This window comes from Streptomyces sp. NPDC047085 (genome assembly GCF_040643735.1).
Lineage (GTDB): Bacteria > Actinomycetota > Actinomycetes > Streptomycetales > Streptomycetaceae > Streptomyces.
In genome coordinates this window covers 1-8,366 of sequence record NZ_JBEYUW010000021.1, presented here as the reverse complement: position 1 = coordinate 8,366, position 8,366 = coordinate 1, and the positions used below count along the sequence as shown (strand labels likewise).

8 protein-coding genes are annotated in these 8,366 nt (G+C 70.8%); 3 read left to right on the top strand and 5 right to left on the bottom strand.

Translation table 11 applies throughout. The features are described 5' to 3' along the window. The 4 genes from ABZ865_RS40195 to ABZ865_RS40180 all read right to left on the bottom strand — a co-directional run. Window positions 1-730, bottom strand: a 730-nt coding sequence (locus ABZ865_RS40195; protein WP_361241893.1) for an ABC transporter ATP-binding protein, incomplete at its 3' end; no start/stop codon positions are given. Next, window positions 706-1,554, bottom strand: a complete 849-nt coding sequence (locus tag ABZ865_RS40190) for an ABC transporter permease (protein ID WP_361241890.1) — start codon at window positions 1,552-1,554, stop codon at window positions 706-708. The genes ABZ865_RS40190 and ABZ865_RS40195, both read right to left, overlap by 25 nt. Continuing rightward, on the bottom strand, window positions 1,551-2,594 hold the full coding sequence (locus ABZ865_RS40185; RefSeq protein WP_361241887.1) for an ABC transporter substrate-binding protein: 1,044 nt from the start codon (window positions 2,592-2,594) through the stop codon (window positions 1,551-1,553). Before ABZ865_RS40185 ends, ABZ865_RS40190 begins: the two co-directional genes overlap by 4 nt. Window positions 2,595-2,811: 217 nt before the next feature. Further along, complete coding sequence (locus ABZ865_RS40180; RefSeq protein WP_361241884.1) at window positions 2,812-4,011, bottom strand: ROK family transcriptional regulator; 1,200 nt, start codon at window positions 4,009-4,011, stop codon at window positions 2,812-2,814. A 443-nt stretch (window positions 4,012-4,454) separates the two neighbouring features. Between ABZ865_RS40180 and ABZ865_RS40175 the strand changes: the two genes are divergently transcribed. Further along, window positions 4,455-5,036 (top strand): biotin transporter BioY, encoded by a 582-nt coding sequence (locus ABZ865_RS40175; RefSeq protein WP_361241881.1) that lies wholly within the window; start codon window positions 4,455-4,457, stop codon window positions 5,034-5,036. Window positions 5,037-5,195: 159 nt separating this feature from the next. Here the strand turns inward: ABZ865_RS40175 and ABZ865_RS40170 are convergent, their stop codons facing one another. Further along, complete coding sequence (locus ABZ865_RS40170; protein ID WP_361241878.1) at window positions 5,196-6,638, bottom strand: amino acid permease; 1,443 nt, start codon at window positions 6,636-6,638, stop codon at window positions 5,196-5,198. A 258-nt stretch (window positions 6,639-6,896) separates the two neighbouring features. Here ABZ865_RS40170 and ABZ865_RS40165 point away from each other — a divergent pair, with 258 nt between their 5' ends. Then, window positions 6,897-7,385, top strand: a complete 489-nt coding sequence (locus ABZ865_RS40165) for a ribose-5-phosphate isomerase (protein ID WP_361241875.1) — start codon at window positions 6,897-6,899, stop codon at window positions 7,383-7,385. Between the two features lie 56 nt (window positions 7,386-7,441). Beyond that, window positions 7,442-8,251 carry a DNA-formamidopyrimidine glycosylase family protein gene (locus tag ABZ865_RS40160; protein ID WP_361241872.1) on the top strand — a complete coding sequence of 270 codons (810 nt, stop codon included), beginning with the start codon at window positions 7,442-7,444 and terminating at the stop codon, window positions 8,249-8,251. Window positions 8,252-8,366 lie beyond the last annotated feature (115 nt).

The window sequence follows — 8,366 nt, the reverse complement described above, 5'->3', positions numbered from 1 at the left end:
CGTGGTCCTCCGTGACGCCGAGGGCGGTCAGCAGCCGCTCGCGGTACTCGCCCAGTACCGGTTCGCGGTAGGAGCGTGGGTGGGGGTGGTCGATGGTCAGGTCGAGGCCGATGCGGCCCTGGTCGAGGACGAGGACCCGGTCGGCCAGCACGATCGCCTCGTCCACGTCGTGGGTGACGAGCAGCACGGAGGGCCGGTGCCGTTCCCACAGCTCGCGCAGCAGGTGGTGCATCCGGATCCGGGTGAGCGCGTCCAGCGCGCCGAACGGTTCGTCGGCCAGCAGCAGCTCGGGCTCCCGCACCAGGGAGCGGGCGAGCGCGGCCCGCTGGGCCTCGCCGCCGGACAGCTCGCCCGGCCAGGCCCGCTCGCGGCCGCCCAGCCCGACCTCGGCCAGTGCCTCCCGGCCGCGCGCCTCGGCGTCCTTGCCGTCCAGACCCAGCAGGACGTTCTCCAGCACCCGGCGCCAGGGCAGCAGCCGGGAGTCCTGGAACACCACCGACACCCGCTCGGGCGCGGTGAGCCGCCCGCTTCCGGCCACCCCGTGATCCAGGCCCGCGACCGCCCGCAGCAGGGTGCTCTTGCCCGAGCCGCTGTGCCCGAGCAGGGCCGTGAACTGCCCGGCGGGCAGGTCGAGGTCGATGCCGTCGAGGACGGTGCGCCCGTCGAACGACCGGGTGAGTCCCCGGAGCCGGACCGCGGGCCGGGTCAGCTGCTCAGTGTGCGGCGCCACGACAGCACCCTCCGTTCGATGACGCGGACCACGCTGTCGGAGACCAGGCCGAAGACGCCGTAGATCAGCAGGCCGACCAGGATGACGTCGGTCTGGCCGTAGTTCTGGGCCTGGAACATCAGGTAGCCGAGGCCGCTGGTGGCGTTGATCTGCTCCAGGACCACCAGGCCCAGCCAGGACCCGGTCACCCCGAGCCGCAGCCCCACGAAGAATCCGGGCAGCGCGCCGGGGATCACGATCTGCCGGACGAACGCGAGCCGGGTCAGGCCCTGCACCTCGGCGAGTTCGACGTACCGGCTGTCGATGCCGGACAGCGCGGCGTGGGTGTTCAGATAGACCGGGATGTAGACGACGATCGCGATGATGGCGATCTTGAAGGTCTCGCCGATGCCCAGCCAGAGGATGAACAGCGGGATCAGTCCGAGGGTCGGGATCGCCCGGTTGAGCTGCACGGTCCCGTCGATCAGCGCCTCCCCGGCCCGGCTGAGCCCGGACGCGAGCGCGAGCAGCACCCCGGCGGTCAGGCCGATCGCGAACCCGTACGCGGCCCGCTCCAGCGAGGTCAGCACGTCGGCCGGGAGCGTGCCGTCCGTCCACAGGTGGACGCCGGTGCGCAGCACCGTCCACGGCGCCGGGATCGCGCCCGGGTCGAGCCGGCCGGCGGCCGACGCGGCGGCCCACAGCGCGAGCAGCACCAGCGGGCCGGCCAGCCGGGCGGCGGGCAGCCGACGCCCGGGAGACAGCCGGCGGCGCCGCCGGACCTGGGGGAGTTCCCCGGCGGTGGTCGCCGCGACGGCGGGGGTCGTCGTGGTCACGGCGCTCACCTCCGGTACTCCGCCGGTACGGCCCTGGCGGCGATGGACTCGAAGCGGTGGTCGAAGAGCGAGGACACGTCGAACTTCTTCACGAAGCCGCCCTCGGCGAGCAGATCGGCGGTCTCCTGCTCCCACCTGATCGCCTCGTCCCAACTCGGCGGGAACAGCGGCTTGTTGGCGAGCACGGAGATGGACTTCGCCTGCTCGGGTGTCAGGTTCTGCGTCTTGACGTAGAACTCCTCGTTCCACACGTCCGGGTGCTCGTACTGCCACACCTGGCCCTGGGCCCACCGCGGGATGTACGCGGCGATGGCGGCGGCCTTCGCCGGGTCGTTCAGCACGGACTGCGGAGCCCACAGCAGGTTGAGCAGGTCGACGACATCGGTGGTGACGGTGTGGGCGCCCTTCGCCTCGTACTGCTTCAGGTAGGCCGGTGCCTGGCTGTTGGCGAGCGGGGCGATGTCCACCTGTCCGGACTGCAGAGCGGTCAGGAACTGGTTGCTGGTCAGCGGGATCAGCTTCACCTCGTCGTACGCCAGACCCGCCTGCTTCAACGCCCGCAGCAGCACGACCCCTTGGGCCTGCCCCTGGGAGAAGGCGAGCTTCTTGCCCTTGAAGTCCTCGACGGTCCGGATGTCGCTGCCCGGCTTGGTGGCGAAGAGGTAGTTCGGTTTGCGGGTGATGTTGATCGCGACGATCTTCGCGTCGAAGCCCTGGTAATGCGCCTGGATCGGCGGGATGCCCGCGTTGTTGGCGAGGTCCAGGGACTTCGCGCGGAACGCGTTGATGACGTCCGGACCGGCCCCGATGTTCACCCAGCTGGACACCGTGAACGGCAGTGCGGGCAGCTTCGCCAGCCTGAACTGCAGCTGCTGCGTGCCCTGGTAGGAGGCGATCTTCAGGCTGGTGCCGGCCGGGACCTTGTCGGCGAGCGGCTTGGTGGCGGCGCCCTCGGTGTCGGCGGCGGCGCTGCCGTCGGCGCAGCCGCTGAGGCCGGCGACGGCGGCGGACGCGCCCAGCAGGGAGGTGAGAAAGACACGACGGTGCATGGGAGGACTCCCGGGAGAAAAAGAGAGCAAGAAAGAGCGGAAAGGCAGGAGAAATTCCGGGAAGACGAGCCGGAACAGAAATGCTCACGCAGCGGGAAACACGCGCTTCATGCGCGGCAATGTGTCAGCAACAGAGGGTGCGACAGCTGGTGAGAGGGCTCATGACCAGGATGTTCCCGGCCATGAGCGGCCCCTGTCAACATTCCGAGTTTCTGAATTAAATAGCCTCAGGTGAGACACCCAACGGGTCCCGGAACAACGTGTCCAGCGCCACCGACCCGCCCGCCACCGCCAGCACGGAATCCGGGAAACTCGTCGGCAGAACGGCTGCCGGGCGGCGCTTTCCGGCCGCCTCCCGCAGCGCGTCCAGGCACTCCTCGAAGTGGATGATCCCGACCTCGGTGACGACGACCGTCTCCGGGTTGAGCACATCGAGCAGCAGTCCGGCCGCCCGCCCGGTCGTCCGGGCCCGCTCCACCAGCAGCCGCCGGGCCACCGCGTCCCCTGCCGCCGCCGCGGCCACCACGTCCGCCGGACCGCCCGAGCCGATCACCCCGGCCGACCGGGCCCGCCGGCACAACGTCCGCTCGCTCAGCTCCACTTGGAGGCAGCCGGTCCTTCCGCAGCCGCACGGTTCGGTGCCGCCCGGCACCGGCAGGTGCGCGATGGCGCCGGCCCCCGAGCGGGGGCCGTGGTGCACCTCGTCGTTGGTGGCGAAGGCCGCGTCGACCACGTTGCCCACGAACAGATGCAGCACGCTCCGGCTGCCCCGGGCACTCCCGAACAGCCGCTCACCGTTCACCAGCGCCCGCGCGTGCCCGTCCACCTGCACCGGCAGCCCGGTCCGGGCGCCGAGCAGCTCCCGCACCGGCACCTCCCGCCAGCCCAGCAGCTCGTGCTCGACGACGGTGCCCGCCTCCCGGTCCACCCAGCCGCCCACCGCCACCCCGACCCCCAGCGGCCGGCGGCCCGGCACATCGGCGAGCAGTGCCGCGAGCCCCTCGGCGGCCCGGGCCAGCACCCGGCCCGGATCGGTCCGCTCGTGCTTCAACTGCCGCGCGGCCACCACCCGTCCCCGCAGGTCCAGCAGCGCGACCGTGGTGTACGGCACGGCCACGTGCACCCCGCCGACCACGAACCGCTCACGGTCGAGGTCGACCGGCACATGCGGCCGGCCGACCCCGTTCGAACGGCGGGGCGCCGCCTCCTCACGGATCAGCCCGAGCCCGGCCAGCCGGGCACAGTGCTCGGTCACCGAGGCGGGGGACAGCCCGGTCAGCCGGGCGATGGTGCTGCGGGCCACCGGCCCGTGCTCCAGCACGGACCGCAGCACGACACTGGCGCTGGTACGCCGCCGGTCGCTGTCGGCGGCACGGGGCACGGGGGAGGCAAGAGTGGGTGCCGCGGTACGGGGCATGGGAGAACCGTCCTCGGGAACGGGGCCGACACGTCTCGTAGAGGAGAGGCGCCCCGAAGGCCGCCCCTACCCCGGGCGGCGACAGGTGGCCGTGCCCTGGCGTCGCAGGTCGACGTAGCGACGCGACGTGAAGTACCGGGACTGGGCAACCATGCGTTCGAAGCTAGCAAAGCGCCCCCGCGCTGCCCAGACGGCGACCGACGGGCGAGACAGCCACCGGGGCATTGGCGGAACCCTACAGATGCGGCGTCAGGTCCCCCCGTACCATGCACCACTTCACCTCAGTGACCGGTATCACGCCGTACCCGGTGTAACCCGCATCCTTTGTCCGGAGCCCACCAAGCGGCCGATCTTGCCTTTGTCGATCGCTGACGGTGATCACCGCGTGGCCGCCGGGATAGCGTCACGGTGTTCCCACCTGCCCATCACCCCGCGGAGTCCCCATGAGCACCGCCACCGCCACGGTTCGCCCCGGCGCCGTTCTCGCCGACCTCCTCCCCGCGTCCCGCGTGCGCGACGCCGCCCTCGTGCTCGGCGGTGCCGCGCTCACCGGACTCGCGGCGCAGCTGTCGGTGCCGGTACCCGGCTCCCCGGTGCCGGTGACCGGTCAGACCTTCGCCGCGCTGCTCGTCGGCACCGCGCTCGGCGCCCGCCGCGGCTTCCTCTCCCTCGCCGTGTACGCGCTCGCGGGCGTGGCGGGCCTGCCGTGGTTCGCGGACGGCGCCTCCGGCGCGGGCGCCGTCTCCTTCGGCTACATCCTCGGCATGCTGCTCGCCTCCGCCGCCGTCGGCGCCCTGGCCCGCCGCGGCGCCGACCGCTCTCCGCTGCGCATGGCCGGCACGATGATCCTCGGCGAGGCGATCATCTACGCCGTCGGCGTGCCCTACCTGGCCCTGGCCGCCCACCTGTCCGCCTCCCAGGCGATCTCCCTCGGCCTCACCCCGTTCCTCGTCGGCGACGCCCTCAAGGCCGCCCTCGCGATGGGCGCGCTGCCCGCCGCCTGGAAGTTCGTCGGCAAGCGCTGACGCCGTGACCGCCGCGGTTCGCCCTCGGCGGTGACGACCTCGTGGTCCACGAAGTTCATGACAGACACGAAGGTCATGACAGACACGACGGCCGCATGACCCGACAGCTTTCGTCGGGTCATGCGGCCGGTGTTCTTCAGGTGCGAAGAGAAGGACGGATCAGGCGGTCGGGACCTTGTCGGCCACCTCGTCGGCCGCCTCGACCGCGGGCGTCCCGGTCGTCGCGCGGCCCGCCGTGAGCTTCTGCTTCACGAAGGCGATCACCAGCACGAGCGCCGCCACACCCACGGACAGCAGCACGGTCGTACGACCGCTGCTCTCACCCTTGGTGTCGGTCAGCATGTAGCCGAGGACGAACACGATCAGGCCGGCCGTCGCCCAGGTCAGGTACGGGTACAGCCACATCTTCACGACGAGCTTCTCCGGGGCCTCACGCTGGATGATCTTGCGCAGACGCAGCTGCGAGAAGCAGATGACCAGCCACACGAACAGGGCGACCGCGCCCGAGGAGTTCAGCAGGAAGAGGAAGACCGAGTCCGGGTACTGGTAGTTGAAGAAGACCGCCACGAAACCGAAGACGACGGACGCGAGGATCGCCGCCCGGGGCACGCCCCGCTCGGTGGTGCGGGCGAACGCCTTGGGCGCGTCGCCGCGCTGGCCGAGCGAGAAGGCCATGCGGGAGGCCGTGTACAGGCCGGAGTTGAGGCAGGACAGCACCGAGGTCAGCACGATGAAGTTCATGATCTCACCGGCGTGCGCGATGCCGAGGGAGTCCAGGGCGGCGACGTAGGAGCCCTTCTCCTGGATCGCGGGGGAGTTCCACGGCACCAGGGAGACGACGATCAGGATCGAGCCCAGGTAGAAGACACCGATGCGCCAGATGATGCTGTTGGTGGACTTGGTCACCGCCTGCTGCGGGTTCTCCGACTCACCGGCGGCCAGGGTGGCGATCTCGCTGCCCATGAAGGAGAAGACGACCAGCAGCACACCGGTCAGGATCGAGCCGGGACCGTGCGGCAGGAAGCCGCCCTGCGAGGTCAGGTTGGAGAAGCTCGCCTGGTCGTCGTGGACGCCCGGCAGCACGCCGAAGACGGCCAGCGCGCCGATGACGATGAAGGCGCCGATCGCCACGACCTTGATGCCGGCGAACCAGAACTCGAACTCGCCGTAGGAGCCGACGGAGACGAGGTTCGTGGCCGTCAGCACGGCCATCACGATCAGGGCCCAGCCCCACTGCGGGACGGCCGGGATCCAGCCTTCGAGGATCTTCGCGCCTGCCGTGGCCTCCACGGCGAGCACGACGACCCAGAAGAACCAGTACAGCCAGCCGATGGAGAACCCGGCCCAGGGGCCGAGGGCACGGTCGGCGTGCGCGGAGAAGGAGCCGGAGGTCGGGTTGGCGGCGGACATCTCGCCGAGCATCCGCATCACGAGGACGACGAGGGTGCCGACGAGGGCGTAGGACAGCAGGATGCCGGGGCCCGCGGTGGCGATGCCCGAGCTGGAGCCGACGAAGAGTCCGGCACCGATCACACCGCCGATGGCGATCATCGTGAGGTGTCGGTTCTTGAGGCCTGCTTGAAGTCCGGAACCAGGGGTCATGGACGGATTTCCTTTGCGCCGGTGGAGCGTTTCCCGTACGGGAGGGAGCGCCGTTGTGTGGCTTGTGTACGGGGCCTCGCACGAGCGGTGTACGAGTTGGTCCAGTGAATCCGAGGTGAACTGATTCGGGAACCTCTGAATCCGGATTGTTATTTGAGGTTTTCTTGAGGATCTATGGTCCGACTCACATTTTGGGGGTCGACGATCACGTCGGCACCCGGGGCTGCTGCCCCGGATCGGGCGTGTCACACTCGTCCCATGCGCGTGTATCTCGGCTCCGACCATGCGGGCTTCGAACTCAAGAACCACCTCGTCGAGTGGCTCAAGGAGGCGGGGCACGAGCCCGTCGACTGCGGGCCCCACATCTACGACGCCCAGGACGACTACCCGCCCTTCTGCCTCCGCGCCGCGGAGAGCACCGCCGCGGACTCCGACGCCCTCGGCATCGTGATCGGCGGCTCCGGCAACGGGGAGCAGATCGCCGCGAACAAGGTCAAGGGTGTCCGGGCCGCCCTCGCCTGGAGCGAGGAGACGGCCGCGCTCGGCCGCCAGCACAACAACGCCAACGTGGTCGCCGTGGGCGCGCGCATGCACACCACGGAGGAGGCGACGAAGTTCGTCGAGACCTTCCTCAACACCCCGTTCTCCGGTGACGAGCGCCACATCCGCCGCATCGACATGCTGTCGGAGTACGAGTCGACCGGCGACCTGCCCCCGATCCCGGCCCACCACCCGCAGCAGGACTGAGTCTCCCGGGGGCCGGCGGGACGCCGGGCCCCAGGGACTGAAAGGAACAGGGAGCCGTGCCAGAGGGGCACACGATCCACCGGCTGGCGCACGACTACGCCGCCCGCTTCTCCGGCACGGCCCTGCGTGTCACCAGCCCCCAGGGGAAGTTCTCCGACGCCGCGGACCTGCTGAACGGTGCCGTGCTCACCGCCACCGAGGCGCACGGCAAGCACCTCTTCCTCCGCTTCCGCGACACCGACTGGATCCACATCCACCTCGGCCTCTTCGGCAAGGTCGCCTTCGGCCCCGCCCCCGCGCCCCCGCCCACCGACACGGTCCGCCTCCGCCTCGCGAACGCGACCTCGTACGTGGACCTGCGCGGCCCCACCACCTGCGCGCTGATCACGCCCGGTGAGAAGCAGGCGATACACGACCGCCTCGGCCCCGACCCGCTCCGCGAGGACGCCGACCCGGCCGCCGCCTACGCCCGCGTCCGCCGCAGCCGTACGACCATCGCCGCCCTGCTGATGGACCAGAAGATCATCGCGGGCGTCGGCAACGTCTACCGCGCCGAGGTCCTCTTCCGGCACGGCATCGACCCGTACCGCGCCGGCCGGGACATCACCCCCGCCGAGTGGGACACCGTCTGGACCGACCTCGCGGAGCTGATGCGCGAGGGCGTCCGCCACAACCGCATCGACACCGTCCGCCCCGAGCACACCCCGGAGGCCATGGGCCGCCCGCCCCGCGTGGACGACCACGGCGGCGAGGTGTACGTCTACCGCCGGGCCACCCTGCCCTGCCACATCTGCGGCACCGGCATCCGCACCGCCGACCTCGCCGCCCGCAACCTCTTCTGGTGCCCCACCTGCCAGAAGCCCTGACCGGACACGGGCCCTCGTCCTAGGGCCTGTCCGGCGGATCCTGTCGCAGACGCGGGGTCTGGCACGCACATCTGCGGCGTTGTCGTCGGTCGCCGACTCCCCCACGCTCGAATGG

Excerpts from the sequence above, each read along its gene's own strand:
- ABZ865_RS40165 (WP_361241875.1), top strand. The coding sequence starts at position 6,897 with ATGCGCGTGTATCTCGGCTCCGACCATGCGGGCTTCGAACTCAAGAAC.
- ABZ865_RS40170 (WP_361241878.1), bottom strand. The coding sequence starts at position 6,638 with ATGACCCCTGGTTCCGGACTTCAAGCAGGCCTCAAGAACCGACACCTC.
- ABZ865_RS40185 (WP_361241887.1), bottom strand. The coding sequence starts at position 2,594 with ATGCACCGTCGTGTCTTTCTCACCTCCCTGCTGGGCGCGTCCGCCGCC.
- ABZ865_RS40180 (WP_361241884.1), bottom strand. The coding sequence starts at position 4,011 with ATGCCCCGTACCGCGGCACCCACTCTTGCCTCCCCCGTGCCCCGTGCC.
- ABZ865_RS40175 (WP_361241881.1), top strand. The coding sequence starts at position 4,455 with ATGAGCACCGCCACCGCCACGGTTCGCCCCGGCGCCGTTCTCGCCGAC.